The following is a 17425-nucleotide window of genomic DNA, read 5'->3' on the forward strand; positions in this document are numbered from 1 at the left end:
TTTCGCTTAAAAAAAAGATGAAAACTAAAAATTTAAACCTGCTCCTACTATTTCTTTTTTTCGGAATATATTTTATTCTTGATTATTTGTTCTTTTCAACACTGCAATCTACTCTAATTAACTATATTCCTAGCCGATTTTTAGGGCATGTGTTCGCTTATTCTATAAGCCTTTTACCACTATTTTTGGGAGCAATGCTGCTTAAGCCAAAAGAATCAGATAAAATCTTCACAAAATTCGGGTTAAATGGTTCTTTTCTACAAGGGATTTCTTTTGGGCTAATGACAACCTTGCCGATGTTCTTGGGTTACGCCTGTATTTTTACCATAAATCGCAAAATAGATCCAAACACGCTATTAATAAATAGTGTATCTTCAGGATTCTTTGAAGAGATCATCTTTCGTGCCTATTTTTTTGGTTTAGTTTTTCGCTATACCCGACTTGGGTTCATTCCATCCATTTTTGCGACGTCATTCCTATTTGCCTTACTGCACCTTTATCAGAGTCAGGATTTGGTAGAATTGGTTTTGATATTTGGCGTTACGTTCTTCGGCGGTATTCTTTTTTCGTGGTTGTATGTCGAATGGAAGTTCAATCTATGGATCCCGATCGCACTTCATATTTTTATGAATTTAGCCTGGATGATTTTTGATGTTGCTGACAATGCCGCTGGAAATGTATGGAGCAATTTCTTTCGTTTTTTTACTGTTTTTATGGCGATTGTATGGACGATCTTGCATGCGCGGAAAACGAATGCTGGTCTACAGGTCAAGTTGAGAAATTTATGGATGAACAGTTAATTGTATATCTCATTTCAAAGGGCATTTGTGGATGTACATGTGTTGTTGCAAAATGACCCTCTTTAAGATTATTTGACCATTAGTTGTGGACACAATAGATGCTTTGGTGGCCCCAAACTCTTGAATAATCCCTGAAAACCAGTATTTTTTTTGGCATAAGATTGGCTAACTTGATGTTTATGAATAGACTGTTATTTTTACCACTATTGCTCTTGATCGGATCAATTTTAGCCATTGGAACATTGAGTTGTGATCGCACTACAAAGGATAAAGGCACAGGTGCAAAAGATTCATCTATAGTTAAAATAGTAGCTGTAAAGGATACGATCACCCCTGCGCAATTCCCTCCTTTGCCAATTGACTATGAAAAGACGAAGGTTTTAAAAAGCAGCTATGTGGTTGATCGGTCAGGCGTTGAACTTCGTCAGGGGCCTGATCACTCTGCGCCGGTATTGGGAAAATATCCCTATGGTACCAAACTCGATGTTATTGCTGAGGAAGGGGATTGGGTTGCCGTCATGGATCGCATTCAACGGGATTATAAAGGAGGACAAGGTGAAAAGGGTGATGTAACGCGATGGGAAAAGATATATGTCGCAAAGTCGAAGCTGGGAAAACAAGACCAAATTACAATATCACCAAAAGATTTAAACTTAATCGTTTCTATTACGATAAATGGTCGAGAAACCTATTATGAAAAGGGACATTCTTTAGATAAATATCTCCGGTTAGAATTGATCGATGAGCAAACTTTTTCTGCAGCTCGTAAAACTTCGAAAGACTACTTGATAAAGGATACCATGTCTTATTTTAAAAATGGGAAGGTATTGGAACTGCCTTTGAAAAATGGGGAAAAACTAATATTTACGGATAAGGGTACCGATAGTGAATTGGAAGAGCGGTATTCGTACAAAGGGCATTATGATTTTCTAAATGCTTATGCAGTGGAAGGGGATTATTGGGAAAGTTCTGATGTACGCCTTTTTGACAAACTGGACGGTCATTTAATTGTGGAGTGTGGTGCCTCCCCCTTCTTTTCATCGGATAAAAGTTACCTCATGACTTTGCTGGCTGATCCTTATGAGTCCACGGGCGACTTACAACTCTTCCACGTGAAACAAGGTAAGGTTTCACCAATGCTTTTTGTCAGGTTTAAGAAGTGGATGCCAACTTGGAAAGAGGACCTGATATTCTGGGGAAAAGATGGTTGCATCTATACCGCTGCTAACCATATCAATGGTTATTGGGGGGATGAAGGTGCTTTAAATGAAAAATCACAATTTATTAGAATCAGCATATTACCGCAATAGAAAATAGCTAAGCCCTACTTTTATTGACCGGAATACTTAGATTGTATTATTTTTCTGTCCACTAAAACTATTCTAACCTGTACCTGTTGTATTCATAAAATTAGATTATAGTTTGTAATTTAGCTGGATGAAATTAAGAATATTATCATTATTTACAATCATTTTTATGTTTTCCATGTCTTCTATGGCACAAGAGCAACCATGGAAGGAGCATAATAAATGGATTTGGGGACCTTCCGTAGGTTATCAGTATCAAAGTGGTAATTTTCTGAAAGTTTCAGGCTGGGGATTGTTTGCCCCTAATGATTTTCAATATATGAAAATTGATGCCGGCGCTAATTTCAGCTGGATGGGAGGTAAAACAACTGTCATTCCAGAATTGGGGTTCACCTATTACCTAAATGATTTTGTTCTGTTCCCTTTTGTGAAAGCAGAACTCACCCCTTACACGATAACCCCTAAAGTCGGAGCTAGTCTCTTTTCTATTGTTGATCTCGGTATAGGTTATGGACTTGACTATAACACAAAGAAAAATTTTAAGCCAATTGATGGGTTTACTGTGTCGGTCGGTGTCAATATCCCGCTTAATTTTCATATTTATTAATAGAAGCATGCAAAGTAAGATTCCCTATCTTTTTCTCGTTGTATTTATTTTATTGGCACTTATTGGACGTGTTAGAGCACAAGACTACTTAATCGGCCCTACCTTGAGCTACCAATTTCAAAAGGGAAGTATAATAAAAAGTGGAGCTTATTTTGCTTTTCCTCTTGTTGGTGATCATATTTTGCGAGCCGATGCCACAGCTAACTTTACCTGGACTCAAAAGAAATTTGCCGTCATCCCTGAGGCTGCGGTAACTTATTATCCTCAAACATATGTTCTGACTCCGTTTTTGCGTACAGAACTTAGTCCCTATACTATAACACCGAAAGTTGGGCTGAGCTTAGCGACTTTATTGGATATTGACTTTGGATATGGATTTTCAATCAATGAGAAAAAAGATTATAACCCTATAAAGGGATTCGCAGTATCTTTACGATTCAGTATTCCGCTAAATTATCGAATCAATATGTAGTTAGATTTTCTTTGTGTCTCGTTAGCCTAATTAAACACTTCAAAAGCCTACTTTGCCAAGATCGTTTTTGATTATGGTCTGTTTCTATTTTAATTTATTGTACTACAGTGTTCTAATCTCTTTTGGGCTAGATGTCAAGCCACTTCTTGAATGCAGTGACTCTTTCCCGTGAAACAATGAGCTCATCCGATGTATAGTGCTTAAGGTATATTTTCAACCGGGCATTGGAATGTATAGCAATACTTTTGATGGCATCAAATTGAACGATAGTGCTTCGGTTGATCCTGAAAAAATCTTTAGGGGACAATTGCGGTACCAGGACGTCCAGCGTCTGATCCAAAAGATAATTTTCATTTTCATTGGTATAGAGATAGGTGCCTTTGTTCTCACTATAAATACATTCAATATTCTGGGTTGTCACTAGTTTTATGTTTTGGCCAAGTTTTATTGTAAAGCGTAACTTATAGGTGGGTAAAGCGTTTCTAAATAAAGCTTCTAATGATATTAGGTCGAAATGGGTATTAGATCCCCTAAAATGAAGGAATTTTTCAACTGCATTTTTCAATTCTTCATCATCAATCGGCTTAAGTAAGTAATCAATGCTGTTTTGCTTAAACGCACGTAACATATACTCATCGAATGCAGTGGTAAAAATAATAGCCGCACTTGGCTTAACCTGCTCGAGGATATCAAATGAAACCCCATCTGCGAGTTGCACATCCAAAAAAAGTAGATCAGGTTCCGTATTTGACATAAACCATTCTACAGACTCCTCGACAGTTTGCAGTACAGCAGATACGGTGTAACCCATGTTCTCCAATTTTCTTTGCAGTAGTCTTGCTGATGGAAGTTCGTCTTCTATGATTAATATTTTCATGGCTTGTATAGAATGCTTATTTGTCGTCGGATCTTTGTGTTCTTAATTTAGTGTCCGTTACAGCGGAAGAGTTTGGGGGTGGGGTGCAATTTCTTTGATAATCGGTAGCCCAACTGAAAACAGGGTATCGCTTTCCTCAATATACACAGGTAAATCGGAGAGTATTGCATACCGCTCCTGAATATTTTTTAGGCCGATTCCCGAGTGGCCATGGAGCACCTTCTTCTTTTGCAGATTATTGTCAACATAGAGGTAATCATTTTTTCGATAAATCTTTAATAAAAGAGGTTTTCTAAGTGAAACAACATTGTGTTTGATCACGTTTTCGATCAGGAGTTGAAGTGAAAGAGGTAGAATAAATCCTTTACGCTGCTCTTCATCGATCTCTAAATCGATCTGAATTCCCGCTTCGAATCGAAGGCTTAATAGATTCAGATAAGCTGTTGAAAAAGTGAGCTCATCCTGTAGTGAGACGAAACTTTTCTCTTTGTGCTCCAAAACATAGCGATAGATTTTAGAAAGATCAGTGGTAAACATGCTGGCCTTTTTGGGGTTTTCTTCAATTAAACTATTTAATACATTTAGACTGTTGAACAGAAAATGCGGATCGAGTTGATTCTTTAGCGATTCAAATTGTGCAGTTAGTAGTTGCTTTTCTTGTTGAGATTCCTTGATTTGATAGTCTTTGAACCTTTTATAAAAGTAGAGACCAAAAAAAATCATTGAAATGCACCATGATATCATCGCCGTTTGGAAGTAGTATGCAACGCGCTGCTGATGAGTAAAATGGTGAAAGCGTTGAGCGAAGCTTTTAGTAGCATCTGGGTAGAATAAGCCGGAGAAAAAAGCATTCACAATAAAAACGACTACTATGGTCAGGAAGAAACTGACACTATAAAAGATAAGCATCTTTTTCCCAAAATCTTTACTGCTAGGGTATTTATTCCCTACCCATTTCGACAGATAGTTATGGCCTAGGAAAAGAAAAAATCCGTATAAAAGACCTCTGGCCATATTAGGGTGAAAAATAATGGATGTCCAAGGGACATCGTTATGGTCAAGCTTGGCCATAACCACAAAATAAGTGCTTACGACGAAGCTTGCCAATAACGCTTGTATAATTGCTTTAAACGGTGCTTTTTTCACAAAGTATTAATTGCATTCTTTTAACAGTTGTTCTGCCCGATCTTTGCCCCATGATGGTGCAAAGGGAATGGAGACTTTTTGTTCATTGAATAAAGATAGTGCTTTCTTGACATCCTCACATTCTTTACGGGTATCTTGATTGAAATATTTTTTTGCGTTCATTTGGAATTCTGCGAGGCCCAATACTGCTCGTGGATTATTGGGGGCCAATGCAAGTGCTTTCTTATAAAGGGCTATGATGATAGGCGACAGTTCCCTACCTTTTGTCATTGGATCGGTTATCATTAATGCGGTCTTGTTCATCGCCCGTAAAATAAGCCATTCAGGATTATTGTCTTGTGCAGTGCTGTTCAAAATATCTTCCGCAGATTGTATATATTTCGCTTGTGTTTCTTTATTTTTCTCTTTAAAAGAAGCAGTTGTAAACACCATTGCCTGGTAATAAGCAGGTATCCAGTTGTCTTTTTCTACCTGTGAAATACGTTCTAGAAGAGCTGTCGCCTTTTGTGTCTCTCCTGACTGCCATAAGCCCATGGCCTGCCCCATGCTTTTTTCAAAATTGCTCTGTGCAAATGTTGTACTGCTTATTAAGCAGATAATGACGATAATAATCGATTTCATAATTTTTAGTTTAGTAGTAAGTATTTTTATTATTGTTTTTTCTAGTTTACAGGGGTGAAGTTGCGTATCGTTGCTCTCAATTAAAAACAAATTTGGATGAACTGACGTATTTCCCAGATGAGCTGTTGCTTCCTATAGATTATTCAGTTGATTGTCTTTGTCGTTTTTACTGATCGTCCAGAAATAGCCAAGAAAAACAAATCGTTTGGCTGTAGGGACAATCGGTCTACGGTTATAAATTCCCTGTGTATTTGGTTGATCTGCATACTGATAACCGTAGATAGGTGAAGCGCCGAGAATATTACTGACGGAGAAATGGATTATTTTTTGTTGACTAAAGAGAAATGACCAGCTCATGGATAGATTATTATAACCCCTGATGTGACCATCCATAAAGGAGCTTTGGTTAGGGTCGTTATAATTTCTGCCCGATACGTACGCGTTCGTCAAACTGAGTTGTGAACGAAGGCTAGAAAACCAATATTTTCCAACGATATTAAAACTATGTTTATAAACATAAGGCGGAGTAACAGTCGACGGATAATTCGCTTCATTTCTCTTGCTGTCTGTGAAGGAATATGATATCCAGTACTGTAGATTTTTTACACTGCTGCTGTTTTTGTAAAATAGGTCAAAGCCTTTGACATCTCCGCTTCCATTATTGCTATATTGGCTATTATATTGGGGCGTTAAACTATTGTATTTAACCAAGTTGTTGTAAGTTTTGTAATATGCCTCTAAACGAAGTAAATGTCCTCCACGCGCATAGAAATAATTTGCGATATAATGTTTGGCCCCTAACCAGTCGAGTTGAGGAGCATATTTTAATACTGGTGTAGGTGCCTGCTGATGGAATTTCCCGTAAGCAACAGAGAGCTGGGTATATTTATTTAACGCGTAGCCCAGCGAAGCCCTCGGTTCTAACGTTTTCTTGTTTTGCAAATTGGAAGACGTTTCTCGTAGGCCGATCTTCCCGATCAAGTTTGGTAAGAAGCCAAAGGTCGTTTCAGTATATAGAGCAGTCATTTTGTTCTGGAATCCATACATATAGTCAAGGTCTTGCCGGTGGTATTCTTCTTGATAATTTGTGTCAAAGTATTCTATTCCCCCAATGCTTTTAATCTTATTGTTCCAGATTTTACTCAATGTTGCTTTTAAGTGAATGCTCTTTTCATCATGAGGTAGGTAAACCTCATCGTAATGAACCTTATCGGTCAGATAGCCTAGGCCCATGCCCGATTCGAACGTCCAGCGGTTCCCTAAATTCTGGCTGAAGCTGATATTAGTATAGGCGTTGTTGGATTTCTTTTTCACCGGGACAGGGTGTGGGTAATTGATGTCTGCTTGGTAAAGCCCCATATTTTCGAAAGTGTAAGCGCCATAAATATTTAGAAAGCCTTCTTTAAATTGATGGCGATAAATCATTTCTCCAGCGGCATTTTCATAGGGTTTCGTCCAATTAATGTCTGGTGTAATAATTTTTGAATAGGGGCTTAGGTTTGTATAATTGCTGTTGAAGGTTAGCGAATTTTTGTCCCATTGTAAAGTATGCCCTAACCCTAATCCAACGGAAGATAGCGAAAGTTCTGTTTTTGGTTGTTCTATCGTGTTTTCGGTATTCAGGGCTAGAATGCTCGACAGTGCATTTCCAAATTCTGCAGAATAGCCCCCAGTAGAAAAATTCACGCCCTTAAACAACATGGGCGAAAACCTGCCCCTGACAGGAATTTCATTAGGCGTTGCGGTATAAGGTTGGGCGACTCTGATACCATTAATGTAAGTCTGTGTTTCGGAAGCATCTCCACCGTGGACCATAAGACGTCCATTTTCTCCTCCAACCTGTGCTCCAGGCAATGTGGCCAGCGCGCTGATGATATTGCCCATACTTCCTGCGGTAGTAACGATATCTAAAGGGCTCATTACGGTGTTTTTACCAGAACTATTTGCTTGCAGAATACCTGCTTGAATGGTGACTTCCTGTAAGCGATTTTCTCTTTCTAGCATTTGTATAGTCAGAAATTCTTTTTGTGGCAGTTGGATAGACTTACTATATAGGGGAAGGCCAACAACGGATGCTTTGATGATTTTGACTCCTTGCTCATTCGTTTCAAAAGCAAAGTTGCCAAGTGAATCTGTGGTGCCGCCATCGTAGCTACCATCGATATAAATATTGGCCAAATAAATAGGTTTACCATTTTTGCCGACTACTTTTCCTTTTAGAATAGACTGTGCAAATAGGATGTTAATGGAGATAAATAGTAAGGATAATAACAGCTTCATTTTTCTTTATATTTTGGTCAAATATGGGTGATAGTACCATTTACTGCTAAAAAGAGTGGATGGAATGTCAAAATATCGTGATGAATTGAGGTATCCCAATTTTATGCTGTAAATTGATGCCGAAAAGTACTGTTTGATAACAGAAGTGTGCGCTGTAATTTAAGTCAAGAAAAAGCGAATAACTATTTTAAATGACTGTTAGTTTGCTGTGCGAATGTTGACTGTGTTAGAATTCTTGATGGCTATGATGTACCAATAGTGAAACATTCCCAAGTGATTGGCTAAGTGGAAAATAGCTACGAGCAATCATTTAAACTGGCTTTCGAAAATATTATATTTTTTTTCGATTCATCCACAATATATAGCAAGTCCCGAAGCGCAGGGCAAAAGAATAGGTAACACCAACATGAATAATTTTACGCGTTTAGAACAACCAACAGGCCGGCTTATTACAGTCGATGACAAAGAATATCTTTTTTTTGGAGGAACCTCGTATTTAGGTTTGGCAACCGATCACACATATGCAGCTATTTTTATAGAAGGTATAAAACGCTATGGCATAAATAACGGTACCTCGCGGAATAATAATGTACAACAGGCAATCTATGACCAAGCGGAAAGATATGCGGCAAGGCGTTTTGATTTTGAAGCGAGCTTATTGCTTTCCAGTGGATATCTGGCTACTCAATTTTTGATTAAAACATTGGCCGGCGAAGGAGAATTGCTGTATGCCCCCTCCTGTCACCCCTCGCTGTGGTTCGACGAAAAACCTGACGTAGCGGGAAGTTTTATTGACTGGGCCAATTCAACTGTTGCATATATTAACCAATCGGCGCAAAAATCCTTTATTATTGTCAGCAACAGTCTCGATAATATGAAGCCGGAGATTTATGACTTTACTGTCTTTGCACAGATTGATCCAAGCAAGCGGGTGTTGTTGCTGCTGGACGATTCTCATGGAATTGGTGTTATACGAAAAAATGGCATTTCTTTCGATAAGAGCCGTTTTAATTTGGCTAATATTGAACTGATTGTCGTGGCTTCATTAGCGAAAGGGTTGGCAACAGATGCGGGGTTGATTCTGGCAGATGAGAAACGCATCCAAAACCTAAAAAAATCTAATTTCTATAGCGGTGCATCTCCGAGTTCGCCCGCGAGCTTATATGCATTTGTACATGGAGAGGAAATCTATTTACGGCAATTCGAAAAAATGCAATACAACAGCAGTTATTTCAATGCACGTGTAATCTCCAGATTAAATGCTGTACCTAATTTTCCTATCTTTTCATCAGCGGATATCAACCTTTATGAAAGACTGATGGCGTTAGGTATATTGGTTTCGAGCTTTCCCTATCCGCTTGCTACAGACCCGCTATTGAACCGTATTGTGGTGAATGCACATCATACCGAAGCGGATTTGAATCGGCTAAGTCATGCTATTGGCATATATTAGGTTTTATCGCGCAACTAATGAGTCAACATCTTGTAAATTAGCTAATTGTTTTTATTTTTGCAGTTTATTTTAGTGGTTGAAGAAAACTAGGGTCTCGTTAAATGATTGTAAATGTTTGGCTTTTGGAGGCTTATTTATCAAAAAAGTATTTAAATAATTTCCATTACTCATTTTAAAACAATACTTTTGCATCCCCAAACATTAGTTGGCTTAAGGGTTGAAAAATAAATAATTACAGTAAAATAGATATGACTAAAGCAGAAATTATTGCAGAGATCTCTACCAAAACTGGCTTAGAGAAGGTAGATGTTCAAGAAACCGTAGAGGCGTTCTTTAAAGTTGTCAAAAACGCAATGATCGGAGGAGAAAATGTATATGTCAGAGGTTTTGGGAGCTTCGTAGTCAAAAAAAGAGCTGAGAAGACTGCAAGAAACATTTCAAAAAATACAGCAATCATTATCCCTGAACACTTTGTTCCTAGTTTCAAGCCAGCTAAAATTTTCGTAGAGAAAGTAAAGAATGGCAATAAATAATCTTTAAAATAGATTAACATGGCAAAAACCAAACAGATAATAGTAATAGGATCAGTAGTAGCCTTGGTTGCTGTGCTTTTGGCGCAGCCTATTAAAGGTTTGGTGAACAAAGAAAAACAAACTGCTGCAGCATCTGAATCGAAGCCTTCCAATGAAATAAATTTGGAAAATATATCTTCGATGACAAAACAAGGTTTAGATGCTAGTTTAGTCAAAGAAATTTCCGATATTGAGGGCCAAGTTGCAAAAGCTTCTGGAGAGGATAAGGTAAAGCTGTTGCAACAGTTGGCAGATAAGTGGGATGATGTCGCTAAACCAGCCCCTCAGGCTTTCGTGTATGAGGAAATGGCAAAGGTTTCACCCAAGTTTGAGTATTGGTTGAAAGCAGGTAATGCGTATCGTGCTGCTTATACAAATTTGCAAGATTCTACTTTATCGCAGGCGTTGAATCAAAATGCTATTCATGCCTATGAGGCGGCGTTAAAAGCGAATACAAGTAGTTTGGACGCAAAAACAGGATTAGGTGCCGCAATGGTATCGGGAACGAATAACCCCATGGCAGGTATTGCCTTATTGCGGGAAGTCATTGCTGCAGATCCTAAAAATTTAGAGGCAAATAAAACTTTGGGATTGTTTTCATTACAGTCCCGTCAGTTTGACAAAGCTATCGAGCGTTTTAAGACCGTTATCGATCAAAAACCCGATGCTGAGTCATACTTTTACTTAGCCACGGGCTACGAAAATATTGGGATGAAAAAGGAAGCTGTGACTGCTTTTCAAAAAAGTAAGGAACTGGCAGCCGATCCTTCCCTATCACAATTCATTGATCGAAAGATTGCTGAATTGAGCAAGTAATTAATTTATTATTTTATAATCATTAAAAAATTTAGCTATGCCAAGCGGAAAAAAAAGAAAAAGACACAAGATGGCTACTCACAAACGTAAAAAACGTTTAAGAAAAAATAGACACAAGAAAAAATAGTCTTGTGATGAGCTTTTAAACATCTTGGCCCATTTTGCTGAGATAGCTTTACGAAACGATCTACATGTCTGTGAAGGGTATGTAGATTGTTTTTTTCGTAACAACGTTCTTTAAATGTTTAATCGGATACCAAAGATTGCGATAGGATATTGCATAGGTATCAAAAATGAGTAGCTTTTGGTAAAGGAATTAATTATCGATTCAACTCCTGATAAAGGGGTAACTATTGCTTTACTTCAAGATAAGCAGCTTGTTGAACTTAACCGTGAGCCCGCAAATAATAACTTCGCCGTTGGAGATATCTATCTCGGACGTATTAAGCGAATTATGCCAGGGCTTAATGCAGCATTCGTAGATGTAGGCTACGAAAAGGATGCTTTTCTACATTATTTAGATTTGGGTCCTCAAGTTCAATCTTTGCTAAAGCTTACCCGTATAGTAAAGAATGGCAGTTATCAAGAGAAACTGCTCAATAGTTTAAAACTTGAAAAGGATATCGATAAAGCTGGTAAGATCTCTGATGTCTTGAGCAAAAATATGCTCGTGCCAGTACAAATCGCCAAAGAACCCATTTCAACAAAAGGACCGCGTCTGAGTTCAGACCTTTCAATAGCAGGTCGTTTTGTCGTTCTGGTACCTTTCTCAAGTACTGTTTCCATTTCCAAGCGTATCAAAGGTAGTAATGAGCGCAACCGCCTCAAGAAGATTGTCGAAGGAATTAAGCCTGCAAATTTTGGCGTGATTATCCGCACAGTCTCTGAAGGTAAGGGGGTCGAAGAACTACAACGTGACTTATTGGACCTGATCTCAAAATGGGAGCTATTTACCAAACGTCTTCGTAATGCCGAACCGCCGCAAAAGGTTCTTGGAGAAATGGATCGTGCATCCACTATTCTACGGGATATTTTGACCGACGAGTTTTCGCATATTTATGTTAATGATCCTTCGATCTTCGAAGAAACAAAATCATATATACACGATATATCTCCAGATTTGGAGAAAATTGTCAAGCTTTATAAACATAAAGAGCCAATTTTTGATCATTTTGGAGTTGAAAAACAAATCAAGGCAGCTTTTGGCAAAACGGTGACATTACCAGGTGGTGCGTATCTCGTTATTGAGCATACCGAAGCCTTACATGTTATTGATGTCAACAGTGGTAACCGCTCTGCAAATAAGGAGAATCAGGAAGACAATGCATTGCTTGTTAACATGGAAGCAGCAAAAGAAATTGCGCGACAGCTGCGTTTGCGTGATATGGGCGGAATTGTAGTCGTCGATTTTATCGATATGCATAAACCCAATCATCGAAAAGAGCTGTATACGTTCTTAAAAGAATGTATGGCGTCGGATAGAGCTAGACATACGATTTTACCACCAAGTAAATTTGGATTGGTACAAATTACACGTCAGCGCGTCAGACCTGAAATGAATATTGTCACAAACGAAAAATGTCCGGCTTGTGATGGTACAGGTGAGATCCGATCTAGTATTGTCGTGATGGATGATATTGAAAATAATTTGAAATTTATTCTTCAAGAACAAAACGAAAAAAAGGTGACCTTATGTGTTCACCCTTATATAGACGCCTACATTAAGTCTGGTTTGATTTCTAAAAGAATGAAATGGTTCATGAAGTACGGAAAATGGATTAAAGTAAATCCAATGACGTCATATTACCTAACTGAGTTCCATTTCTTCAATGCGAAGGATGAAGAAATCAAGTTATAATAGAAAGAGATTAACGAAAAGGGTTAGTAGTGATACTAGCCCTTTTTTGTTTTTATATGGCTTCTATTTGTCTGTTCTTAAACCCAATGGATCATTATGCCATCTTTCTCCATTTTACGGAAATAAGTCATTTGCCGTTTTGCATAGCGGTGTATTTCGGTCTCCAGTTTTGTGGTGAAAGCAGTGTAATCGAGCTTTCCAAGCAGATGTAGCGAGGCATATTTATATTCCAGACCATAGTATTGAAGTTGCTCGTGTGTAATACCTTCTGTCAAGAGCCCGTACACTTCTTCCAAAAAGCCTTCTTTCAACCGTTGTTCTAGTCGTTGGCTAATGTGCGCACGTCTTGTTTCCAAGGGCGGATTTAATCCGATAACAATGCTGTCAATCGCCCGTTGCGGACTGAGGTGATCGGGATGAAGCTTTAAAAATTCGAGTATTTCTATTGCTCGGATCATACGTTTTTTGGTGGAGAGATCTATCTGAAAATTTGCTGGCGCTGCGTATTCCTGAAGGCGCTTTAATAGCTCAACTTCTGAATACTCAAGCAAGGACTCTTTCAGTCCTTCGACTGAGGGGATCAATGCATACGGATTTTGTTGGATAACACTTTGGATATACAAGCCCGTGCCACCACAAAGGATGGTATATTTTCCCTTTGCTGCGATTGATTGTTGGGCCTGGTGGAAATCTGTTATAAACTTTCCGAGATGATAGCGTTCTCCCGGCTCGAGAATATCGATGAGATGGTAGGGAATGTTTTGATATTCGGATAGGTCTTTTCCCGTGCCGATGTCCATTCGCCGGTAAATCTGACGGGAGTCTGCACTGATAATTTCAGCGTTAACTTGTTGCGCCAGCTGTACAGCTAATTTGGTCTTTCCTGAGGCTGTTGGCCCTAGGATAACGATAACTTTCTCCTTTAGAACAGCCTGCTGCTCCAAAAGAGAAAGTATAGGATTTAATCTGTCTATCACAGAACAAATTTAGTCCATTTTTCTGTTCCTTCGTTATTTTTTACGACAGTATCGATAAAAGCCATACCTCTTACGCCATCATATACTGTTGGAAAATCTTGTTGTTCAGGAGTAGGAGTTTTTCCTTCACGCTTTGCAGTCACAGTCGCAGCAAAATTACGATAGATATTTGCAAATGATTCCAATAAACCTTCCGGGTGACCAGCCGGGACACGGGTGTTGTGTGTTGCAAATGAGCTTAATGTATAGGGAGCACCATAAGCATTTCCTGTACGATAAAGCTGACGCGGCTGATCAAGCATTTTAATGATTAAATTGTTAGGATCTTCATTAGCCCATTCCAATCCACCTTTTTCACCATAGATACGGATGCGAACGGCATTTTCTTCGCCTGCAGAAATTTGGGAGGCCATTAATACACCTTTTGCTCCATTTTCAAAACGTAAAAGTACCGAACCATCGTCATCCAATAGACGGCCTTCAACAAATGTTGTTAGGTCTGCACATAATTCTTCGATTTTCAAACCAGATACATATTCTGCCAAATGTGCAGCATGTGTACCGATATCACCCATAACCAACGATTTACCTGAGCGTTTTGGGTCTGCACGCCAGGCTGCTCCAGCATTACCTTCGCGTTCTGTTAACCGGCTTAACCAACCTTGAGGGTACTCAACAACAATTTTTCTGATCTTTCCGAAGTGACCCTCTTTGACCATCGCTTTTGCTTGTTTAACCATCGGATAGCCAGAATAAGTATGTGTAAGGCACAGTGTGCGACCTGTGCGCTCTACAGTTTCTTGTAATTCTTTTGCCTCTTCAACAGATACAGTCATCGGTTTCTCCACCACGACATCAAAGCCTTTTTCCAGGGCTAATTTGGCTGGAGCGAAATGGAGAAAGTTCGGTGTTACGATCGTTACGAAATCCATGCGCTCTCCTTCAGGAAGCAAAGATTCTTTCTCGATCATCTCTTCATAGCTTAAATAGACACGCTCAGGTGCTACAAATAGGTCTTCTCCAGATTGTTTTGAAATTTGTGGATCGATACTAAAAGCACCACAAACTAACTCAATCTTGCCGTCCATAAAAGCGGCAATACGGTGTACAGCTCCAATAAAGGCATCATTACCGCCTCCAACCATACCCATGCGAAGTTTTCTCTTCATAACGTTATTATTTTTTGATTATTTATTTTTCAAACCCTTACAGTGTACAATATACACAATTTAGCTTATTTTAGGTATAAAATCATCTTGATGCTACCCATATTTTCCTTTGGAAGGCCATGCGGATATTGCTTAACTAATGCATTTAACTCTTCTTTATTGCGATAAACATGTCTTTTTGTGTCTGCTACCCAAAAGTTGATCGGAGCTATTATTTCCTTCACAACAAAGCCTATTTTTTCCAAAGAGGAGTGCTGACTCCAATCGCGATCGGTGAAGGTCATAATATCTCCAGGTGAGAAGTCTTTGCAGAAAGCCTTGATTAATTTGCTTAACCCGCCAATTACATTAAATCCCGCTTTGTTACAAAAGCGTATAAGCTCGAACGAACGATAGTCATCCTCCCTGTCCATCATGCGGCGCCCTCCAGAAAATATAGCGACAGCAACAAGCTCGCCCTTCTCAAAAAGTCCATAACGGTATTTACCTGGCAGTGCACTCTGTAAATGATGTTCCACGAGGAACTGTAAGCTTGTCTTTTTGTCGATCCGTGCCACCACAGTCTTGCGTGCGAAGATAGATTTGTTATTTTTAGTTCGCGAAACAATACGCTTAACGAGGAGTTCAAATTTGGTTGTTAATAGGTCTTCATCGATATGGATACAAGGTTCGGAAGTTTGGCTCCTAATAGGTTTATTGTTAGGATATAACAAGATGATTGTTGTTAATTCAAGGGAGGATATTTGTAAAAATCCATCAATTTCAAAGAGTTTTAATGAGACTTCAAGCGCTTGCTCAAGTCTAAGCTTAAACTGTGTTGACAGATGTATAAACGATGGATCCATAAAACAAAAGTAACTTTTGTGGATGTCTCCACGAAATATTCGATTTTAATAATTATCCGTACCTTTGTAAGCGAGCGTATAATGGAGCTACAACGTATCCTTGGTTTAAAAGCAGAGCGAATCAGGTTCAGAAATTATTCGGACATGAACCAAAATTTAATTGTGCAAAATTTCAATAGGTACGAAATGATCTTTAAGAACAAACGACGTGTAATGAACTCCTATAATTGGAGGTATCTGCACTTAAATAAATAATTATTTATATATGAAACTTCCGATAGTGGCGTATGGCGATCCTGTATTAAGAAAGGTCGCTGAAGAAATAGATGAAGACTATCCTGATTTAAAGAAATTGATTGATGATATGTTCGATACCATGTATGCGGCGCATGGTGTTGGCTTGGCGGCACCGCAGATAGGCTTGCCTATACGTATGTTCGTTATCGATGCAACCCCTTTTGCAGAAGATGATGAAGAAAATAAAGAAATGCTCCAATCGTTCAAAAAGGTTTTTATCAATCCCATCATGGTAGAAGAATCTGGTGAGAAATGGGCTTTCGGAGAAGGATGCTTAAGTATTCCAGATATCAACGAGGATGTATTACGTCATCGTAATATCCGCATCAATTACCTGGATGAAAACTTCGAGGAACACGAAATGGATCTCACTGGTTTGGCTGCGCGTGTGGTTCAGCACGAATATGATCATATTGAAGGAAAGTTGTTTACCGATAAATTGAGCACGTTTAAAAAAACGATGTTGAAAAGTCGGCTGGATGCTATTTCGAAAGGAAATATCCGCGTTGGTTATAAAATGCGATTCCCACAGCAAAAGAAAAAGCGTTAGTACAGACTAACGCTTTTTCTTTTATCACATTTCCTTGTTTAGCGATTGGAGTTTCGAAGCTCAAGGTTCGATCGTTCCATTCCTTTTTAAAATTTACTGTTGAAACCGAATAAATAGTCCATCAAAACCTCTGACAGCGAATCTAATCGGTGTAAGGGATTCCACTCAATCCAGGCGAGGTAAGTATAAACGATATTTAACGGCCGTCATTCGTATAAAAAATACGACTGCAGCTCCGATAAATGCTGCCCATGAAATATCAAAATCAAGGTGCACCAATAAAATATAGATGAGACCACCACCTAAGCAGGCGGTAGCATATACTTCTTTTTTAAAGATGAGTGGTGTTTCATTCAAAAGTACATCGCGTGTCATGCCTCCACATACTGCGGTAAACATTCCAAAGATAATGGCAGCATAGGTATTACTTTCATAGTTGAGTGACTTTTGTACCCCTAGTATGGTAAAAAAGCTAATTCCGATGGCATCAAAAAGTGTTAATGTACGATAATAACCATACAACTGTCTATTGAAGATAATGGCAATTAAAATTCCGATGAAAATAGCGATGAGATAATTGCTGTCATTTACCCAGACTGGGCGCAGATTTAAAAAAATGTCCCGCATTGATCCCCCGCCAATGGCGGTAACAAAACCTAAAAAGGCCGCTCCAAAAATATCAATATCCTTACGTTTTGCTGACAGGGTACCTGATATTGCAAAAAATAAAGTGCCAAGCAAATCGCTTAGATAAAAATAGTTGGCATCTGTAATCATG

At 38.7% G+C, this 17425-nt stretch carries 17 protein-coding genes; 9 read left to right on the plus strand and 8 right to left on the minus strand.

Annotated features, from left to right (window positions below; translation table 11 throughout):
• The first annotated feature begins 17 nt into the window (after positions 1–17).
• From QE382_RS01885 to QE382_RS01900, 4 genes are all read left to right on the plus strand, one after another.
• Positions 18–800, plus strand: coding sequence for a CPBP family intramembrane glutamic endopeptidase (locus QE382_RS01885; protein ID WP_307184449.1), 783 nt, complete (start codon positions 18–20; stop codon positions 798–800).
• A gap of 179 nt (positions 801–979) precedes the next feature.
• Entirely contained in the window at positions 980–2110 is a 1131-nt protein-coding gene (locus QE382_RS01890) for an SH3 domain-containing protein (protein WP_307184450.1), read from the plus strand.
• 127 nt (positions 2111–2237) lie between these two features.
• Positions 2238–2714, plus strand: coding sequence for a hypothetical protein (locus QE382_RS01895; RefSeq protein WP_307184451.1), 477 nt, complete (start codon positions 2238–2240; stop codon positions 2712–2714).
• Positions 2715–2721: 7 nt separating this feature from the next.
• Entirely contained in the window at positions 2722–3186 is a 465-nt protein-coding gene (locus QE382_RS01900; protein WP_307184452.1) for a hypothetical protein, read from the plus strand.
• Between the two features lie 127 nt (positions 3187–3313).
• On the opposite strand, the gene QE382_RS01905 is transcribed toward QE382_RS01900, so the two are convergent.
• The 4 genes from QE382_RS01905 to QE382_RS01920 all read right to left on the minus strand — a co-directional run bounded on the left by QE382_RS01905 (position 3314) and on the right by QE382_RS01920 (position 8110).
• A complete protein-coding gene (locus QE382_RS01905) occupies positions 3314–4063 on the minus strand; it encodes a LytR/AlgR family response regulator transcription factor (RefSeq protein ID WP_307184453.1) in 750 nt (249 codons plus the stop codon).
• 57 nt (positions 4064–4120) lie between these two features.
• Positions 4121–5209 carry a sensor histidine kinase gene (locus tag QE382_RS01910; protein ID WP_307184454.1) on the minus strand — a complete coding sequence of 363 codons (1089 nt, stop codon included), beginning with the start codon at positions 5207–5209 and terminating at the stop codon, positions 4121–4123.
• Positions 5210–5215: 6 nt separating this feature from the next.
• Positions 5216–5830, minus strand: a complete 615-nt coding sequence (locus QE382_RS01915) for a tetratricopeptide repeat protein (RefSeq protein ID WP_307184455.1) — start codon at positions 5828–5830, stop codon at positions 5216–5218.
• Between the two features lie 132 nt (positions 5831–5962).
• On the minus strand, positions 5963–8110 hold the full coding sequence (locus tag QE382_RS01920; RefSeq protein WP_307184456.1) for a TonB-dependent receptor: 2148 nt from the start codon (positions 8108–8110) through the stop codon (positions 5963–5965).
• A 406-nt stretch (positions 8111–8516) separates the two neighbouring features.
• On the opposite strand from QE382_RS01920, the gene QE382_RS01925 reads away from it, so the two are divergent.
• From QE382_RS01925 to QE382_RS01940, 4 genes are all read left to right on the plus strand, one after another.
• Positions 8517–9563 (plus strand): PLP-dependent aminotransferase family protein, encoded by a 1047-nt coding sequence (locus QE382_RS01925; protein ID WP_307184457.1) that lies wholly within the window; start codon positions 8517–8519, stop codon positions 9561–9563.
• Between the two features lie 248 nt (positions 9564–9811).
• The gene (locus tag QE382_RS01930; RefSeq protein ID WP_046673299.1) at positions 9812–10096 is read left to right on the plus strand and encodes an HU family DNA-binding protein; all 285 of its coding nucleotides are present in this window, start codon (positions 9812–9814) and stop codon (positions 10094–10096) included.
• Between the two features lie 18 nt (positions 10097–10114).
• On the plus strand, positions 10115–10951 hold the full coding sequence (locus QE382_RS01935; RefSeq protein ID WP_307184458.1) for a tetratricopeptide repeat protein: 837 nt from the start codon (positions 10115–10117) through the stop codon (positions 10949–10951).
• A 304-nt stretch (positions 10952–11255) separates the two neighbouring features.
• On the plus strand, positions 11256–12809 hold the full coding sequence (locus tag QE382_RS01940; RefSeq protein ID WP_307184459.1) for an Rne/Rng family ribonuclease: 1554 nt from the start codon (positions 11256–11258) through the stop codon (positions 12807–12809).
• A gap of 77 nt (positions 12810–12886) precedes the next feature.
• On the opposite strand, the gene miaA is transcribed toward QE382_RS01940, so the two are convergent.
• The 3 genes from miaA to QE382_RS01955 all read right to left on the minus strand — a co-directional run bounded on the left by miaA (position 12887) and on the right by QE382_RS01955 (position 15800).
• Complete coding sequence (gene miaA / locus QE382_RS01945; RefSeq protein ID WP_307184460.1) at positions 12887–13786, minus strand: tRNA (adenosine(37)-N6)-dimethylallyltransferase MiaA; 900 nt, start codon at positions 13784–13786, stop codon at positions 12887–12889.
• Entirely contained in the window at positions 13783–14955 is a 1173-nt protein-coding gene (locus QE382_RS01950; protein ID WP_307184461.1) for a Gfo/Idh/MocA family protein, read from the minus strand. The genes miaA and QE382_RS01950 overlap by 4 nt, the downstream gene beginning before the upstream one ends.
• Positions 14956–15020: 65 nt before the next feature.
• The gene (locus tag QE382_RS01955) at positions 15021–15800 is read right to left on the minus strand and encodes a hypothetical protein (protein WP_307184462.1); all 780 of its coding nucleotides are present in this window, start codon (positions 15798–15800) and stop codon (positions 15021–15023) included.
• A gap of 265 nt (positions 15801–16065) precedes the next feature.
• On the opposite strand from QE382_RS01955, the gene def reads away from it, so the two are divergent.
• Positions 16066–16647: a peptide deformylase gene (gene def / locus QE382_RS01960; RefSeq protein WP_307184463.1), complete on the plus strand. Its 582-nt coding sequence runs from the start codon at positions 16066–16068 to the stop codon at positions 16645–16647.
• A gap of 165 nt (positions 16648–16812) precedes the next feature.
• Here def and QE382_RS01965 read toward each other — a convergent pair whose 3' ends face one another.
• Positions 16813–17424, minus strand: coding sequence for a trimeric intracellular cation channel family protein (locus QE382_RS01965; RefSeq protein ID WP_307184464.1), 612 nt, complete (start codon positions 17422–17424; stop codon positions 16813–16815).
• Position 17425: the final 1 nt, after the last annotated feature.

Origin of the sequence: Sphingobacterium zeae (assembly GCF_030818895.1) — a bacterium.
GTDB classification, from domain to species: domain Bacteria; phylum Bacteroidota; class Bacteroidia; order Sphingobacteriales; family Sphingobacteriaceae; genus Sphingobacterium; species Sphingobacterium zeae.